Below are 17796 nucleotides of genomic sequence, written 5' to 3' on the forward strand. Positions count from 1 at the left end.
ATTCTGGGATTTGTTCGTATCTCCCCCACCCATGTACCCGTTTTTGATTGATGAAGTGACGGTGCTGCAAAAACAAGCGATTTATCTGCAGAATCTGGCAGTTTTACAGGCACAACAGGAGATGCAGGCACGTGCAATGGTGACCGGCGGGATGTTTTCCAATTACGCCAACCTGAACGATTTTGATCCGGAAGTGCTGGCCACGCAATTGCTGATGATGCGAAAATGTCGTGAGGCGATTCTGGAATCACCCAATCATCCCGATTCTTACGCGATGCTGGCAACTGTTTACGGGCTTTCCACTCTGGAAGAAGGGCTGAAAACACAAGTAGCGAACGCCAGTCTGGCACGTTACATCTATCGATTGCCGCCGTCACCCATTAAGGGCAGAATATCCGCCTATGCCACCACTGTTACCCGCAGAATGTTTGAGTTCTATCTGCAAATGGGTGCGGGAGATCTGGCTCAGGATGCCCTGACGCAATGCATCAACTATTCCGAAGAGGAACTGCAGCGATTTCAGGATATCAGTGCCGCAGATGGTATTAGTGAAGAGGAAGAAAAGCAGCTATCCGAGTTAAAGCAGAACATGGATCTTCTGAACCAGATGTCATCCAAACTGCAGCAACAACTCAATCAACAACTGGCCGCGTACGAATCGGAGATTCCTGCGGCAAAAGATCCATTGGAAAAAATCGGTATTGCCAAACGCTACGGGCTCTATCTGGTGGCGAAAACGCACCTCGATGAAATTGATTTCTCACAGCCAGACCCACTCATTTACACCTATCTGGCCGAAAGAGTGGATATCGCCATCATGACAGGCGATCTGGAAACGGCCTACGAAGTACTTCAGCAACTGAATAACCAGAATTTCCAGAGGGAATTTGTCAATCAGGCAGCCATTAACGCCTTTGGCAACGCACGCGTTCGGTTATTCCAGGTACAGTTTCCAGACCCGAAAAATGCTCCACGTGTAGATCAGAGTAAGTTTGATTTACGAAGCGTTTTTGAACGACACCAACGCGTCGTAGCACTGGCGTTTGGCGATTTTGAACAGATTTCGACTATTTTTGAACGGGATTTGCAGGAAAACGCCCGCCAACAGGCCGAAATAGAAACGCAATATCCTTTTGTTGCGATGACGGTGCCTGAAGTGGAAACAACCCAACCCTATCTGGCAATTCGTGCGATGGCGATGTCGCTGAATCCGTACGAAATCATGATCAATAATATCTGGGCATTCCATTTCGAAATGCGTCAATTTTACATCAGCAGCCTCCGCAGCCGTGCGGTGGCACAGATGACATTAGCCCAGATTCGGCTGGAACAGGGGGAAATCACCAAGGCGATCACCGCATTACGGACCATTGAAAACATGCCAGACCGGCCAGAAATTGCCTCCTATCGTCGCAATGCCAAAAAACTGGCAGATTTTATCACCACCACCAGAAAGTAAGTGGGCCGAGAATAATTTTGACGCTAACCCTTTTCAAATAAGTACTTAAGATTGATTTTCTTATTTTTAAGAAAATGAGAATTCAGGTGGTGGTACCACATTTTTACCACCTTTTGACTAATTTGCCGAAAAGAGAAACTTTTTTCACTGGAATACGGAACTAACTGAAGTCGAATCTCGTCATAATCTTGTGAAGATAAATGCAGTCCTAAATGAATGGGAACTGCATGAGAATATTTTAATATTTGCAACGCAGCAAGCGTTGGTGCAAAGACTCGAAAAAGCAGTTGTTTTGTTTGCACTAAGGCCAAACTGTGTTAGGTTCCATCAATTACCAAGAGGGAAGAGCCATGGGTCTTGATCGTCGTCACTTTTTGAAGCACTCTGCAGCAGCCACCGCCATGAGCGTGCCTGCAGCTAATTTCATTGCGGGTCTGAAAGCACAGGCCCAGACAATGAAGAAAAATAACAAAAGCCTGATCATCATCCACTTCGGTGGTGGTTATCCTGCGATTGACTTCTGGGAAGACAAAGATCCCCACGCCAACATGGGCGAAACCAAAACCAAAGAAACCGCAGCTTCGGGTGTCAAAATCAACGAACTGCTGCCGAAGATTGCTTCGCAAATGAAGAATGCTTCGCTGATCCGCACCCTGCGATCCACCGAAGGTGACCATGCACGTGGTACCCGTGTGATGTTCACCGGGATGCCAGTGAATCCGCTGGTCAGCTACCCCCACCTGGGCTCAAAGGTGGCATGGTACTACGCCAGCAAAATGGAATACGTTCCCGATCTGCCCGCCTTCATCACCGTTGGCAACAGTGGCATTGGCCCTGGGTTCCTCGGTCAGAAGTTCGGTGCACTGCCGATCTCTCGCCCCGGTCAGCCTCCCGAAAATGCCACCCCACCTCGCGAGTTGGGTACAGGTGCCTCCGCGATGGATCGCATGAACCGTCGTGGTGATCTGTTCGGTCGTCTGGAATCGGGTTTCCAGGGCAGCACTGGTTCCGCTCGTGATGCAGCGAAATCCCACCAGGAAGTGTACGAGAAGGCACTCAGCCTGGTTGTTTCCAAGAACAAAGACGTGTTCACACTTGATAAAGAACCTGCCGCACTGAAAACCGAATACGGCATGGGCAACTTCGGCCAGGCCTGCTTGCTGGCACGCAAACTGACCGAAGCCGGTGCCACCTGTGTGGAAGTGAACAACGGTGGCTGGGACATGCACAACGGCATTTTCGCCAGCCTGCGTAACCGCTTACCTGAAATTGACAACGGTATCGGTACCCTGCTGAAAGACCTCGCCGATCGTGGTCGCCTGCAGGACACCGTCGTAGTTACCTTGTCCGAGTTCGGTCGTACCATCCGCGTGAACAACAACGGTGGTCGTGACCATAACCCCGGTCTGTGGTCTGTGATGATCGCTGGTGGTAACATCGTTGGTGGTCAGGTTTATGGCCGCACCAGCTCCGACGCCATGAGCATCGAAGAAAACCCAGTCTCTGTGGCTGACCTCTACTCCACCATCTTTGCAGCTCTGGGCTTCAATCTGGAAGAGCAGATCCGCGACAACCTGGGCCGTCCTTCACCAATCGGTGGTACAAACGCGAAAGCCATCACCGCACTGTTGAAGAAAGTCTAATCTTACAGCAAGCCAAGACTCGCTGGGCACCTCTCCTTCACCGGAGAGGTGCTTTTTTTTGTTTATACCCGATGACTCTCGTAGATTTCCTTTCCACCACAATCAACCATAAAATACTTGCAACTTCTTCTTTCAGTGGTTTTCTGTGGGTAGCAATGTGGTTTCAGGGAAAGTCGATATCGAGATTTTTCGGCAATGCAAGATTCTGACTGGTCCTACCGGCTCTGGAAAATCGGGGCTCGCCCTGCAGATAGCACCACAACTGAACGCGGAAATCATCTCGGCTGATTCGATGACGGTTTACCGTCATATGGATATTGGAACTGCGAAACCCACTCTTGCAGAACGTGAAATAGTCCCCCACCACCTGATTGATGTGCTGGAACCGTGGGAATCGTGCAACGTTGCCTGGTGGTTGCAACAGGCCGCTATCACGGTACAGGACATTATCGCACGGGGGAAGGTGCCATTGATTGTCGGTGGGACACCTTTTTTCCTGAAAGCGCTGATTTGTGGCTTGTTTGACGCCCCACCACTCGATCCAGCGGTGCGTCTGCAGGTAGAAACCATGCTGCAGGAAAGGGGTGCGGAACGGTTGCATGATTATTTGAGTGAAATCGATCCAATTACCGCCCAGCGACTGCACCCGAATGATACCAGGCGGATTACCCGTGCGGTGGAAGTTTTTCTGCAAATGGGCAAACCGATGAGTGTACTTCATCAGGAAAACTGGTGGGCTGGCAACGAGCCTGCATTTCAGGAGAACCAGTGCCTGTGCATCGACTGGCCACGGGAGGAACTCTACCAGCGAATCAACGTTCGTGTGGAGGCGATGTTTGCCAGTGGCTGGGTTGCCGAAGTGCATCAGTTAGAACAATTGCCCCACCCAATCAGTAAAGAGGCAAGCCGAGCACTTGGGTATCCGGAAATTCGGGATTATCTGCAGGGCATTTCCACATTGGTAAGCACTCTGGAACTAGTGAAATTGCGTACAAGACAGTTTGCGAAACGCCAATTGACCTGGTTTCGAAATTTGCAGGGCGTGCAATTTGTCCCAATTGCGGAACTTGCAGATATTTGGTAGAAGTAAACCCACCTTGGTGTGGCTGGCGAAAATGAGAGAAATCATTCCCAGCTACCAAACTATGTGCTATAACTGTTATAATACATGGACTGGCGTTGCCGACATGAGCTTTTGGGTTGCATCTATGAAGAAATTGACGTTCCAGGTTATTGAAGGGGTAGACAAGGGAAGGATTTTCCGGGAGTTACCCATACCGATCACTATTGGACGTGAAGAAGGCAACATGTTGCGGCTGAATGATGAACGAATCAGCCGTTTTCATGCCAAAGTCCAGCAGGAAGACGATGATATTATTTTGACTGATCTTGATAGCACCAATGGCACCCGTGTGAATGGTGCCCCTGTGCAGATCCGTCGCTTACGCCTGGGCGATTCCATTTCGCTAGGTCGTTCCACCCTGCTTTTCGGCACGCGTGAAGAAATTGCCGCCCGCGTGAATGAGCACCAATCAGCGAATAATACCACCCAACGAATTGGTGAGGCGGCATCAGCAAGCCCAGGCACCGTTCCAGGTGAAGATATCGGCTTTGATTTTTCCGCAGTTCAGAATACCAATGCAGTGGATCGCACTGCCTGTGACTGGGCAAAAAGCGAACTGGATATGCCCCCATTGCCGACCAAATTGAATCTGTCGCAGTCCGCCCGTCTGTCCGATGTGTTTGATTTCCTCCACCGTGGTCTGGTGATTGGGACGGAAAACATTCAAGCGAACGAAGACGGTTCTGAAGTGCGAATTGGTTATGCCGAATGGCAGGCAATTCAGGCCACTCAATTGTTTCTAGCACGTTACGTGCGAATGGTCGCTTCACCAGAAAATTCAGTCGATGATTATTAAGAAATTATCATTTCTAGTGATGGTTTAGTCGATCAAATTCTCAATTTTCTCCTCCGCCGTGCGAGCCAGAGAATCAATTAAAAGATTCTCATATTTGTTTGCCAGTGTGAGTAGTTATCCCACCTGATCTTCAAAAATACTAATCTTGAATGTTCACTAATTCGCCTGCGGGCGCAGAAGTGGGAATAGAATCACATCCCGAATGCTTTGCGTGTTTGTCAGCAGCATCACCAGTCGGTCAATACCGATCCCCAGCCCACCTGCTGGTGGCATGCCGTGACGCTGGGCCAGAATGAAGTCGTCGTCCATTTTGGCCATGGAATCCTCTTCATTCATGCCAGTCAACTGCTTCCGGAAGGTGCTTTCCTGCAGGATGGGGTCGTTTAACTCCGTGTAGGCGTTCGCCAGTTCCATCCCGCGCACAAACAGTTCAAACCTCTCTGCCACTGCGGGGTTATCTCGTTTCCGCTTGGTCAGTGGGCACAAGGCTGCGGGATAATCGCACACAAAAACTGGGCCAATCAGGGCATCTTCCACGTAATGCTCAAACAATTCCTGCACCAGCACATCATGTTCTTTCTGTATCGCTTCGCCGCTGGCATCCCGCATTGTCAGTGGGATTTTGCTTTCCGCAGCACGTTTCGCCACCGCTTCGGGATCAAATCCGGAGCAGCCCACATGCTTTTCGAACAATTCGTAATACGATGCCCGCTGAAACGGCGGGGTAAAATCAACTTCAAATTCGCCGTAAGGTATTGTCAGGGAACCATTTGGGTTTAAAGCACGCACACAGCTGACCAGCACTCCTTCAGTCAGTTCCATCATCGTATGGTAATTACCGTAGGCCTGATAAAGTTCCATCATCGTGAATTCGGGATTATGGCGTTGGCTGATCCCTTCATTCCGAAAGACTCGGCCAATTTCGTACACTTTTTCAATCCCACCGATCAACAGTTTTTTCAGTGGCAGTTCCAGGGCAATCCGCATGAACAGGTCAATATCCAGTGCGTTATGGTGCGTCCCGAATGGGCGAGCGGCAGCACCACCGGCAATCGCGTGCAGTGTGGGGGATTCCACTTCCATATAGCCAAGTTCATCCAGATACCGCCGGATGGTTCGCAGAATCAGCACCCGCTGTTTGGCCCGTACCAGCGTTTCCGGTGTGTAAACCAGATCGAGGTAACGGTGCCGCAGCCGATATTCCATATCCTGCATGCCATGAAATTTTTCAGGGTGAGGCTCCAGTGATTTGGACAAAAAGGTCAGTTGCTCCCCACGAATGGTGGGTTCACCAGTTTTGGTGCGACCAAAAACACCATCCACACCAATGATGTCGCCCAGATCGAGCTGCATCGCCAGATTCCAACCGTCATCACCAAGCTGATTTTTCCCGAGCCACACCTGAATGGTGCCGGTCATATCGCGAATTTGCAGAAAATGGGCTTTGCCCATGGTTCGGCGCAGAACAATACGACCCGCTGCCCGCACCTTTTCGGTGGGTTCCTGATCAAATCCAACACACGGCTTTTGCAGGATCTGCTCAACAGGGATGTGATCGTCGAAGCGGGCCCCCCATGGATCGATGCCCATTTCTTCAATCTTGCGTAATTTTTCCATCCGACTGGCGTGGGCATCTCCTGCCGCAGCCAGTTGTGCTTGGTCATTCGACACGTCTTTGGCTACTCAATCGGGCGATCGGGTTGCAAACCTACATCATGAAGATCAAACTGTTATCGTATGGGTTCGGCAGTTGTTGGAAATGAAACAATTCATCTGACAGGAGGGGGAGAGACCGTATAAACCCAAATGAACCTGACATGCCAGTACAGTTGCAAACATGCAAGGATGGGTGATTTGAATTTGTTGTTTGGATAAAGTTGACTATTTTCTTCTTAAACTGGTTGAAAGTAACAGGAGAAGAACTTGATTTTGCCGATACCAAGAAACCTTAGTTAGTTGTCAGAGCCTGCTTCATCGTGGATGAATTGTTTTGCGTTATTCACTCTTATCGCACAGATTTCAAAGCTACCAAGAACAAATGAGAAGAACTTAATAAAAAGAATTTAATGGAAATTTATTCACATGGGATGAATGTAGTACGGAATTACCCTATTCGTCACTGCGAAGATGATATAACCGAAGAGCGAATGCCAGATGCAATGAGAATACCATTACGCATATTTGTTACAGGTGTTAAAAATAGAATAACAGATAATTTGTGTAAATAGTTAAAGATTCTTGGGGTTATTCAAAAAATAGTGGTTATCAGCTTGAATAAATTAGGATAAAGTAGCTCAGGAAAATATATTCCAGTATTATAACAGAACTGTGAGACATCCGATTTTGTCACAATCTGAGTGCAATATCGGGATATCTAGCGGCGAGGTAGTTGAGCTTCAATCTGCATTCGGCTTGATTAAGAGGCAATCCCTATATGGAAAACAAGCATGAACAGTTTGTGTCAGTAGCCTACAAGAAACTGAAACAAATGGTATATTATGAGAAGAATTCACTCAAGCTAAGAAGTCGTATCGCTGCTTTTGAATGCGCGCCTGATTTTCAGCAGAGACTTAAGTCAGTTGCAAAAGTGTGTCAGAATGATAAGCCTCACACTTCCAAAATTTTCAAAACATGGATTGATAAAATTGGTTTTGATTTAATGCCAAAAGGGGCAATTGGACCATCAAAAAGTAATGAACTCAATGGTTCGTTCTTGACTAACGTGACTAGTTCACCAATACATGAAATTAATAAAGTAAATTATATATTTGATGGCCCAATAGAATTGCATTTATTGTCAGTGATGTGGCTAATGGGCATAGGCTGGAAATATGATGAAATGCTATCTGATCATTGCACTGGTTCTCGCCTCCATGAATTCGTGGGTAGAGATTCAGATCAGTCGGGACAGCTCTTCAAGAAGTATCACGAACTTTATGCAAAGTGGCGAGATGAAGGCATTCAAAAAGCACTAAAAATTATAACTGAGGATCATAAAAGTGTTTGTCTTATTGGTCTAGATGTTCAGGAGTACTATTATAGGATCCAAATTAATTGGAAAGAGCTTCGTGCTGACGGTGCTTCTGGAAGCTCGTTTAATGAGAAATGTGGAATTAAACTCTTGCCCTGTATTGAAACTATCTGCAAAGATTACCGTTCGAAGCTTGATAGTATGTTGGGCATTACACATCCAACTTTATTAGATGAAGCGACCTGTTTGCCAATTGGTTTGTCTGCATCGCCATTAATTGCTAACTGGTATCTAAAAAAATTAGACGATTTAATTATTAGCAATTTAAGGCCAGCATATTATGGACGCTATGTTGATGATATTTTTATGGTAGTGACAATGCATAAGTCGCCACCAGAAGAAAATTCAATTAATAGCATTATGAAAAAATTGCTGATAGATAATAATATTCTTAATTGGGATGAAGAAAATAAGAGATATGAAATCCTATGTAGGCCGGGTCTTTATTTGCAGCAATCAAAATGCATTCTGCAGTACTTTGACGCAAATTACTCAACTGCTGGTCTTGACAAGTTTCAGAAACAGATCCAAGAAAATGCAAGTGATTTTGCGCTTCTGCCCCTTGATGGAGATGAAAACCCAGTTGAGCAGGTTGCATACGATTTGCTGTATGATGGCTCAGCAAACAAGTTTCGCAGCGTGAAGGCTGTCGCTGAGAATCGCTGGGAACTGTCAACCCACCTAGTGAAGCAAACCCAATTATATTTAATGACAAAATCTGCGATCGACAAGCTAATGCGCAGTGAGCTAATTAAATTTTTTAAAGGCAGAAATTCAATCGATTTTTTTGATATGTGGGAAAGTGTGCTTAGTTTTTTTGTTGTGGCTGGGGATCGAAAAGGGCGCAATCAATTTGTTCAATATATAAAATACGAAATAGATAAAATCAAGTTTAGTAACTCAACTTTAACAGCACGCCTTAAGAAATTTCTTTTTGAACACCTTGAATTATGTTTGGCGATGAGCATGTCACTTATAAGTGTAATCGATGAAGAAACCGATAGTACTATCTTTGAATTACGGCAATCCAATATGATTAGACATCACCTAGTTTCGATTCCATTGTTAAACTATACAAATTACAAAGGAGACTTAACAAGACCGACGAGTGCATTTGGTCTGCATATTGACGATCACATTGTCAAATATACTCCTAGATTTGTACACATTGACGAATGTATGAGTTTTATAGATTCAGGCTGTGCACACGTGCACAAAGACAACTCTGTAATACGTGCGCAGCAATTATACAAACAATTTCATCAGAATGTACATTCTGGCATAAAGTTTGTAAATGAGGAGATTTGAAATGCCATCATTTAACACAGTTGCTATAGGTGCACACAACCCAGATCTTCATAAAAACTTACGTGTGGCTGTGGGGCATATTCCTGTCGACAAAAATGATATTGAGGCTAGTTTTATGGGTGCCCCAAATATCTCTCGTACACGCAAATCCGCTCTTTCCGAGCTATTGAATGACGTCGTTGCACATGGCGTAAGGTGTCCTGCTAAGCGTACTGATCTTTTGGTCTTGCCTGAAGTATCGATTCCGCATAGCTGGGCAACGTTTATCACTCGATGGGCAAAATCGCACCAAATTGGTATTGTCTGTGGACTTGAGCATCGCTTGGATAACCAAGGTTGCGCCTGGAATGAACTGCTTGCCGTTCTCCCTTTTCGTAACCAAAATGGCACTAAAGAGTGTATACCAGTTCGCAGGCTTAAAAGACACTATTCACCGCATGAAACATTCTTGCTAACAAACAACAATTGAGTGCAACCGGTCATCCGGGCAAGGGTAATAAGTGGGACAGATTGAGCTGTTTGCGGAACCTGTCTGTTCTTTGGTATTCCTGGTTAGCCAGGTAAATATGAAAATCTCTGGTTCGACCTGCCAGATCAATTGCTCGGGCGTGTAGCATTGCCTGGGCCCCTTTCGTTTTCCATCTCATTCCCGTGCGGCACATTCGATCCATCACCAGGTGCCGACAAGCCCCTTCAATCACCCCAGTTGCAATCGGCAGCCCTTGCTGCAAATAGCTGTCATATCTCATCCGGTGGTAGTTCTTTTCAAAGTAGTTGCAAACCTGATTAATCTTCTTTAACTTTTCTGCTTTCAATTCGCTTTTTGTCGCTTTCTGACGGATTCCCGAAACCACACTTTTCACATCTCCCTTCAGGATTCTCAATAGGCGGTCTCGAGCAAACGCTTCCTGATGTTCACGGTGAGACTCAAACACTTTTGCCGCATCCCACACATAACTGGCAACATGAATGATATCCAGGATATCAATTGTTTCGTATGAATCGAAATTGACATCAGATGCTTCCCACAAACTGGTCTGACCATCCATCAGCCGTACCAAAGGCTGACCTGATTGGTGGCGACGTTCGACCTGTTCTGCTGCCCACACCATCGCGTGGTGCGTGCCTCTGATCAGCACCCCCTCCGCATCACATTGCGACAAAAATCCCGCAACCACTTTGCCCACCGGTTCGGGGCGTTTCTCCTCACGATTCGAGTTTTCTCGAAATAACGCTGCGACAATCTCTTCAGCCGTTCGAAAATATTCATTCACGGAATATACGGTCGCCAGCGTCGCCATACGCCGATTACCAGGAAAATACCGTTGATCAAACGCTGGAATCGCCTTCGTCTTGCGAACCATGGGGACTCCTTTGGCATCGGCACTCACCACCAGAATCTTTCCCTCTGCTGTTGGTGCAGGAATTGGGATCTCATTCAGAAACTGTTCTGCAGATTCACTCAGATTGTGGATATTTCGTTCCAGAGTATCGACCGGACTCTTTTGCAGATACAACAAAGAAATCACATCTGATGATTCCTGATACGACATCTTTGTGCTGAGATAATGCATGACCTCGCGAAACCACGGAGAATATGTGTTTGCTGGCATCTGAATCATGACATCCACAGGATACAAATCAATCTTGCGGCCAAGATCGACGCCATAAACATACTGCTCAAACCGATGCTCACCAAAGATCGTTCGGATGGACCGTTGTCGGGGTTCTTCGCTGCGATGAAGCACTTCACCTGTTTCTGTCTGGATCTTTTCTCCCACGTCGCCATCGCCAAGCATTTCCAGGTACAACGAGATTGCTGAAGCACCAATTTGAGCAACCGATTGTTGAACATGTTGCTCGAAATCACGAATCGGCATGCATTCCTGTACAGCACGATTGACTTCTGATGCGAGTCGATCAAATAGGCCAAACAGGAAGTTGGGGTTGATTGAAGAAGATGTGTCTGGGATAATCATTATTGGGTCTCCTGCGATGTTTGGTTGTCAGAACCCTGATATCGCAGAAAGACCCATCTTTTTACACCCCAATTTGCTAAATCAGTTACCCAACCCTCCCGAATGACCGGTTGCACTCACAACAATTTGAAAGTCCCAATAGAACCCACGAAAAGTCTATATCATCTTTTTCAATGGCGTGGAGTCAGTTTTACAGTTTACAACTGTTATGAACTTACAAGCATTGAGGATCGAGGGCTATTCAAGGGCAAGGTGGATTTCGTTGTATGTTCTGAGTTTAACCCTGATGTAAACTATTTTTCAAATATTGTTGAATCAGCCGCTCGTGATTTGCATTGTTACGTGATACAGGTGAATTGCGCACAGTACGGTGATTCTCGCGTCGTTTCTCCTTCAAAAACTGAGAAACTTAACCCACTTCGAATTAAAGGTGGCGACAACCAGACGTTTCTTACATTCAATTTACCACTCAGTAAATTGCGTTCACATCAAATCGTACAATATGGGCTACAAAAAGATTCTGAAGACTACAAACCTACACCTCCAAATTTTGATCATGCGGAAGTTAAGAAGAGAATTCGACTAGGGAAAAAATTATTCAATAATGAATAGTAGATTATATAACTCTAATGATTGGATAATTTTTGAAATTTCGGATTGTTTATTGTTTGCATTAAGCGGTTTAAGTTTGTATTAGCAGATAGGTCAACAATACTCTCACTAGTAGTGTACATGAAAACAGATGCCCCCAAAGGGATTCGAACCCATGTTTCGCTCCTGAGTGGGAACGCGTCCTAAGCCACTAGACGATGGGGGACAATTCGCGAGAAGATAGGTCATTGAGAAATTACTCGACGTGGGCAATTATCTGCCGGGTGCGGGTGGCAGTGCTGGTCCGCTTGGCTGATTCGTCGGCGCAGGTACCATCGGGATCGATGGGATTGCTGGCAGGTCAGGTAACTTCGGCAGATCGACTGCTGGTGGGACAGGCAGTTTTGGATCCGAAACAGGTGCCACTGGTGGCTTCAAACTGTTTGTTGAAGGTATCGGGATGATTACCGACGGTTCCTTTGATGGATTTTCCACTGGTGCGGGTGCTGGCTTCAACTCGGGCACGGGTGTTGGAGTTGGCGTACCGGGTGTTGGCAACGGCAGTTGTGGCAGTTCCGGCAGCGTAGAAGGCACCGGTGGGATGGTGATATCTGCCGGATTCCCAATCATCGATTTTGGCGGCAACGTGGGCTGTGGCGGTGCAATCGGTGGCTCCGTTGTCTGTGTGGGCTGACTGCTCTTCGGCGGTGCCGTCATCGATTCCGGTGAACGACCGAAATTCAGTAACCGATACATTACCGGGAAGCGATTGCCATCCACACCATCAATTAACGGTTCATCCACAAATGGTAACAGTGGTACTGGTTTCGGAGTATCCTTTTCTGGTTGCTTTACTGGCGGCGGTGGTGGCGTTGGCTCAGCTGGCTTAGCAGGCTCATCATCACGACCGAAAATCAGGTCGCGAATTGGCCGTCTGCCGCCAAAAAGCCCACTACGTTCACGTGGAGCAGGGGTTGGTGTGGGTTGTTGCTGTACGTATTGAGAAGCGGAAGGCATTTGCTGCGAAGTAATTCCCGGGCTGATTGCAAGCGGTGGTTCCTTGGTCTGTGCTCTGGCCAGTTCAATCTGGTTCCCCTGATAGCCCAGAAAGCGATATTGCGTCAGCGACCACTGGGCATTCTTCTGCACCGTTTCCGAAGCATCATTCGTCAGTGCCTGCTCCAGTGCAAATCCTGCTTTGGGTGAGGGTGGACGCACGCGACCAATCGCTGCTGCTGCTTCACTACGCACCATTGGACTGGGATCGTTCTGCAGAGATTTCACTAAGGAAGGCAGAATCGCTGGATGCGTTTTTCCATCAAAATCGAGCAGTTCTTTGGCAGCAACAGCCCGTACCACTTCGGAAGGATCAGTTGCCAGCCGCTGAAGTAGTTTTTCGACGTAGGCCTCTTCATCTGCTTTTTTTCGCCGTTCAAACAGACCTGCAGACGCAGATGAAGCGAACAGCAAACCACAGATAGAGATCAACACAATCCTGTTTAACATACCTCTCCTACCTTCAACCATCACTTGTGAATCACTTCCATCCTGGAATACAGCACCTATCCTCCTGATCGACATCGGTCACATGGAATCGGCTGACAAAAACCACTTAATCGCAAACAATCGCAATGACACACGCGAATATACGGCAAATCGGGCAGTATTCTTACATTAGAGTGAGATTCCAAACCGTGGAATAACGATTCGCCAATTCGAGTCGGGTGGTGTGCATCATGCGTTAAAACATGCATATTGTAATGATTGTTCCAGTTTTTTCAAATTTTGGACAACCGGTTATTCCGCTGGACTGCTGGTTTCGTCCGTAAATTGTTCTAACCGCATCGAACGTGGGGCTTGACGCAGTTTTAAGATCCCACGGGATTCAATCTGGCGAATCCGCTCGCGGGTGATGCCAAAGATTCTGGCCACCTCATCGAGCGTGCGGGGGTTGCCATCTTTCAGGCCATACCGAAGTTCCAGTACTTCCCTTTCCCGTTGTGCAAGCGAACGCAGTACTTCATCAATCCGTTCCCGTAACAGCAACTGATCGACATTTTCCCCAGGTACGGTGGTGATCCGATCACGCAGAAAATCTTCCAGTGCCCGTTCGCCATCGCCGCCAAATGGTTCATGCAGGCTGACAGGATTGCGTCCCACGGCACGTAGCGAACGAAGTTCTTCTACGGACAAGCCAGATCGTTCGGAAAGTTCTTCCAGGCTGGGTTCACGGCCCAGTTCGGTAGACATTTCGTTGCGTAATCGTTCTGTCTGCCCCAAAACGGCAATCTGGTGGCAGGGAACACGGACCGTGCGAGACAGATCGGCCAGAGCCCGCTGGATACTCTGACGAATCCACCAGGTGGCATACGTTCCAAACTTGTATTCCAGTTTGTATTCGAATTTATCCACTGCTCGGATCAGGCCGCGGTTCCCTTCCTGAATCAGGTCTGCAAAAGGCAAGCCGCGATTGCGGTATTTTTTGGCAATGGCCACCACCAGTCGCAGGTTGGCTTCCGCCAGGTCCGACCGCACCCGCTGATAGACATGCTGGCGTTTTTGAATGCTTTTCACCAGTACTTTCAGCTCTTCTGGTTCGCTGAGCACCGATTCCATCAGCCCACGCAGGTGGGAGTTGCGTTCGAGACGTTCCTGTACCAGTTCTGGGAAATCCTCTGCAGGCATTGCCAGTGGCAGCAATTCGCTCGATTTTCGTGCCAGATCCTGCACCCACCGTTCCAGATTATCCACCCGTGGTGCCAGTTCCATCAGCAAGGTGCGGGCCTTTTTCAGGCGACGCCAGCGCTGATGGCGATAAACTTTCAGTTCTTCCAGGTCGCCCAACTGCAGCGATTTCACAAACTGCAGTTTTTCTTCCTGTAGAATGCGGGCAGCGGTGGGCACATTGACCGACAATCGACGCAGAATCTGGTCTCGTTTGCAATTTCCCGTGGCAGAGACATCAATATTGGGATCGAGTGGGAGCTGGCCTGCCAGAACCGCTTCGAAAGTGTGCAATGTCCGATAGAGAATGTACATGGAAGAAAGGCTGGCCAGTTTGAATCGCATGCGCGAGACTTCCAGGCGGGCAGCCACTTCCACTTCTTCCGTTTTCTTAAGCATTGGGATGGAGCCCATCTGCCGCAAGTAAAGCCCTAATGAATCGTCTGCACCCCGGCTGTTGAATTCTCCAACTTCCTGAGCCAGTTCGGGATCATGGTCAAAATCGTCGTAATCGTTGGCAGCCACGCTGCCACGAGATACCACGGATTTACGGCTTGTACCAGTTCGCATATTATTTTTCATGAATCTTCCCATCCACCTGAGGTGAAGTGAACGTGGTGCAAGAGAGGTAATTCCATCTTACACCATTACATCTGCTGAGAACAAGCAAAATATACTTTCAAAATTCAGCCCAGACCGAAAAACTTTACAAAGATACCCAAATTATCAGTCTGTTCCTCAACACTCCTACTGATTAGACGCTGCTACTATGGACATTGGTTCACAATTGTTACAATTTTGTTGCAATCCAGTGGTCGACTGCTATCATGCATCGTAGCGCGGGGGACAAATTTTACCGGTTGAACGCACCTGCAAATCATGAAAATCTACTCATTCTTTTTCGTAAGTGCCTTTTTTGCAATACTTTATCCGACGTTGCGTGCGGCAGAACCAGATGCACCCGAGACTCATTGGTCATTTCAGCCAGTTAAGAAAATCATTCCGCCAGTGGGAAACGCCGAACAGGCAGAATTGTGGACACCTGTGGACAGTTTTATCTTTGATAAACTGAATGAGAATTCATTAATTTTTGCTTCCCGAGCATCTGCTTCCGAATTGATCCGCAGGGTCTATCTGGATCTGCTTGGTTTTCCTCCATCTCCACAACAGGTAAAGGCTTTTCTGGCAGACAATTCGCCAGATGCTTATGAAAAACTGGTCGATGAGGTGCTGCAAAGTCCTCACTTTGGAGAACGCCAGGCCCACCACTGGCTGGATGTGGTTCGATTTGCAGAATCAAATGGTTATGAAGCAGATGGTGATCGCCCCCACGCCTGGCGTTATCGGGATTATGTGATACGCAGTTTTAATGAAGATTTACCCTACAACCAGTTTCTGACCGAGCAGGTTGCTGGTGATGAATTGGCAATTCTTCACCCCACGGATAAGGAACGGTTGCTGGTGGCAGCCAGTATGAACCGCCTGGGGCCAGTTCATCTGGTTTCCGGCAATATTGATAAAGAAGTAGCACGTCAGGAAGTGCTGACAGAAATGGTCACTGGTGTGGGGGCAGCTTTTTTGGGATTAACGATGAATTGCGCCCGCTGCCACGACCATAAGTTTGATCCGATATCGCAAAAAGATTACTACCAGATGGAGGCCTTTTTTGCGAACACCGAGATGAAAGATGTTTCGTTTGGCGACCCAGCTGTGCTGGCAGAATACGATAATAAATTAAAAAAACTTAATCAACAGATCCAGCCGCTCCGTGCTGCGGTAAAAGAAATCGACAACCGATACATTCCGATCATTCGCGAACAGAAACTGAAAAAACTGGAACCCAAATTCCAACAGGCACATCAGACCGAAGGCAGCAAACGCACCCCCACCGAAAAGGCACTGGTGCTGGAGTCACTCCCTCTCTTGAAGGTCACTTGGGATGAAATTGTCGCAGCTTTGTCACCTGAAGATGCGATCAAACGCAAAAACCTTCGGGAACAGATTTATCACCTGGAAACTCAGAAACCTGCCCACCCGGGGGTCATCTGGACCATTCAGAATCAATCGACGATCCCGACTACCCACATTCTGAAGCGTGGGGAAGTCCACCGCAAACTGGAACCGGTGGGCCCGGATTTTCCAGAAATCCTCCGTCAGGCACCTGCAAAGAATGTGCGGCTGACCCGAGCCGATCTGGCAAAATGGCTGACGCACTCCGAACATCCTTTAACGGCAAGGGTTTACGTCAATCGCATCTGGAAACAATATTTTGGCCGTGGGATAGTTGCCACACCAAACGATTTTGGCAAACAGGGCATCCCACCAACCCACCCAGAATTGCTGGATTATCTGGCGCAGGAATTGATCCGCAACAACTGGCAGGCCAGAAAAATCCATCGCATGATTCTGCTGTCTCGCACCTATCAGCAAAGTACGCGAATCGACAACCCACGTGGGCGTGCTGCCGATCCTAACAACCACCTGCTCTGGAAAATGCCTGTCCGTCGGCTAGATGGGGAAGTTCTGCGGGACAGCATGTTGGGAGTTGCAGGCCAACTGAACCCGCAGATGTTTGGCAATAGTGTGAAAATTCCACTGGAGCCTGAAGTTTATGACCTGCTCTTTACCGAAGGGGAACCAGACGGACTCTGGCTGGTGACCCCGGATGCCAGGCAGCACCAACGTCGCAGTATGTATCTTTTTGCCAAGCGGAATGTTCGCCTGCCATTATTTGAAGCATTCGACCAGCCAGACCGGATCAGCCCCTGCGGACAACGGGCAATGTCCACCCACGCACCACAGGCGTTGATTCTGTTAAACGGACCGTGGACCCAGGCTAATAGTAAAGCAATCGCGAAAGCGGTGATGCAGGAATTGCCCACTGAGACCTGGCGCGAGCGGCTGGAGCAAATTGTCTGGCGAATTTATGGACGGCCAACCAGAACTGAAGAGATGAAACTGTTTGAACAATTCATCCAGCAGCAACTGATTATCCTGCGAAAAGCTCCGGGAGTTCGTCCAGACAACGAAATTGATCAACAGGCATTACAGGATTTCTGCAAAGCACTGCTGAACAGCAACGAGTTCATCTACATCAATTAACAAACCTGAACATTATTTGCTTACGATACCACTCCTTTCA

General features: G+C 47.7%; 11 protein-coding genes and 1 tRNA gene. 7 read left to right on the forward strand and 5 right to left on the reverse strand.

Annotated features, from left to right (window positions below):
* Positions 1-10: 10 nt before the first annotated feature.
* The 4 genes from R3B84_01675 to R3B84_01690 all read left to right on the forward strand — a co-directional run bounded on the left by R3B84_01675 (position 11) and on the right by R3B84_01690 (position 5021).
* A complete protein-coding gene (locus tag R3B84_01675; GenBank protein ID MEZ6139256.1) occupies positions 11-1459 on the forward strand; it encodes a hypothetical protein in 1449 nt (482 codons plus the stop codon).
* Between the two features lie 350 nt (positions 1460-1809).
* Positions 1810-3102 carry a DUF1501 domain-containing protein gene (locus R3B84_01680; protein MEZ6139257.1) on the forward strand — a complete coding sequence of 431 codons (1293 nt, stop codon included), beginning with the start codon at positions 1810-1812 and terminating at the stop codon, positions 3100-3102.
* Between the two features lie 157 nt (positions 3103-3259).
* Positions 3260-4186: a tRNA (adenosine(37)-N6)-dimethylallyltransferase MiaA gene (gene miaA, locus R3B84_01685; protein ID MEZ6139258.1), complete on the forward strand. Its 927-nt coding sequence runs from the start codon at positions 3260-3262 to the stop codon at positions 4184-4186.
* Between the two features lie 124 nt (positions 4187-4310).
* Positions 4311-5021, forward strand: coding sequence for an FHA domain-containing protein (locus R3B84_01690; protein ID MEZ6139259.1), 711 nt, complete (start codon positions 4311-4313; stop codon positions 5019-5021).
* A gap of 156 nt (positions 5022-5177) precedes the next feature.
* On the opposite strand, the gene lysS is transcribed toward R3B84_01690, so the two are convergent.
* Complete coding sequence (lysS, locus tag R3B84_01695) at positions 5178-6692, reverse strand: lysine--tRNA ligase (protein MEZ6139260.1); 1515 nt, start codon at positions 6690-6692, stop codon at positions 5178-5180.
* 763 nt (positions 6693-7455) lie between these two features.
* On the opposite strand from lysS, the gene R3B84_01700 reads away from it, so the two are divergent.
* Together R3B84_01700 and R3B84_01705 are read left to right on the forward strand one after the other, a co-directional pair.
* Entirely contained in the window at positions 7456-9360 is a 1905-nt protein-coding gene (locus R3B84_01700; GenBank protein MEZ6139261.1) for a hypothetical protein, read from the forward strand.
* A gap of 1 nt (position 9361) precedes the next feature.
* Positions 9362-9829, forward strand: a complete 468-nt coding sequence (locus tag R3B84_01705; protein MEZ6139262.1) for a hypothetical protein — start codon at positions 9362-9364, stop codon at positions 9827-9829.
* Between the two features lie 10 nt (positions 9830-9839).
* Here the strand turns inward: R3B84_01705 and R3B84_01710 are convergent, their stop codons facing one another.
* From R3B84_01710 to R3B84_01725, 4 genes are all read right to left on the reverse strand, one after another.
* Positions 9840-11339 (reverse strand): ISKra4 family transposase, encoded by a 1500-nt coding sequence (locus R3B84_01710; protein ID MEZ6139263.1) that lies wholly within the window; start codon positions 11337-11339, stop codon positions 9840-9842.
* Positions 11340-12082: 743 nt separating this feature from the next.
* Positions 12083-12155, reverse strand: a tRNA-OTHER gene (locus tag R3B84_01715).
* A gap of 48 nt (positions 12156-12203) precedes the next feature.
* Complete coding sequence (locus tag R3B84_01720; GenBank protein MEZ6139264.1) at positions 12204-13436, reverse strand: HEAT repeat domain-containing protein; 1233 nt, start codon at positions 13434-13436, stop codon at positions 12204-12206.
* A 291-nt stretch (positions 13437-13727) separates the two neighbouring features.
* Entirely contained in the window at positions 13728-15236 is a 1509-nt protein-coding gene (locus R3B84_01725) for a sigma-70 family RNA polymerase sigma factor (GenBank protein MEZ6139265.1), read from the reverse strand.
* Positions 15237-15533: 297 nt separating this feature from the next.
* Here R3B84_01725 and R3B84_01730 point away from each other — a divergent pair, with 297 nt between their 5' ends.
* On the forward strand, positions 15534-17756 hold the full coding sequence (locus R3B84_01730) for a DUF1549 and DUF1553 domain-containing protein (protein ID MEZ6139266.1): 2223 nt from the start codon (positions 15534-15536) through the stop codon (positions 17754-17756).
* The last annotated feature ends 40 nt before the right edge of the window (positions 17757-17796 follow it).

This window comes from Zavarzinella sp. (assembly GCA_041399155.1).
Taxonomy (GTDB): Bacteria; Planctomycetota; Planctomycetia; order Gemmatales; family Gemmataceae; genus JAWKTI01.

Bases quoted from the DNA above. Each gene is read 5' to 3' on its own strand.
- R3B84_01720 (MEZ6139264.1), bottom strand. From the start codon at position 13,436: ATGTTAAACAGGATTGTGTTGATCTCTATCTGTGGTTTGCTGTTCGCT.
- R3B84_01700 (MEZ6139261.1), top strand. From the start codon at position 7,456: ATGGAAAACAAGCATGAACAGTTTGTGTCAGTAGCCTACAAGAAACTG.
- R3B84_01680 (MEZ6139257.1), top strand. From the start codon at position 1,810: ATGGGTCTTGATCGTCGTCACTTTTTGAAGCACTCTGCAGCAGCCACC.
- R3B84_01725 (MEZ6139265.1), bottom strand. From the start codon at position 15,236: ATGAAAAATAATATGCGAACTGGTACAAGCCGTAAATCCGTGGTATCT.
- R3B84_01730 (MEZ6139266.1), top strand. From the start codon at position 15,534: ATGAAAATCTACTCATTCTTTTTCGTAAGTGCCTTTTTTGCAATACTT.
- R3B84_01710 (MEZ6139263.1), bottom strand. From the start codon at position 11,339: ATGATTATCCCAGACACATCTTCTTCAATCAACCCCAACTTCCTGTTT.
- R3B84_01690 (MEZ6139259.1), top strand. From the start codon at position 4,311: ATGAAGAAATTGACGTTCCAGGTTATTGAAGGGGTAGACAAGGGAAGG.
- R3B84_01705 (MEZ6139262.1), top strand. From the start codon at position 9,362: ATGCCATCATTTAACACAGTTGCTATAGGTGCACACAACCCAGATCTT.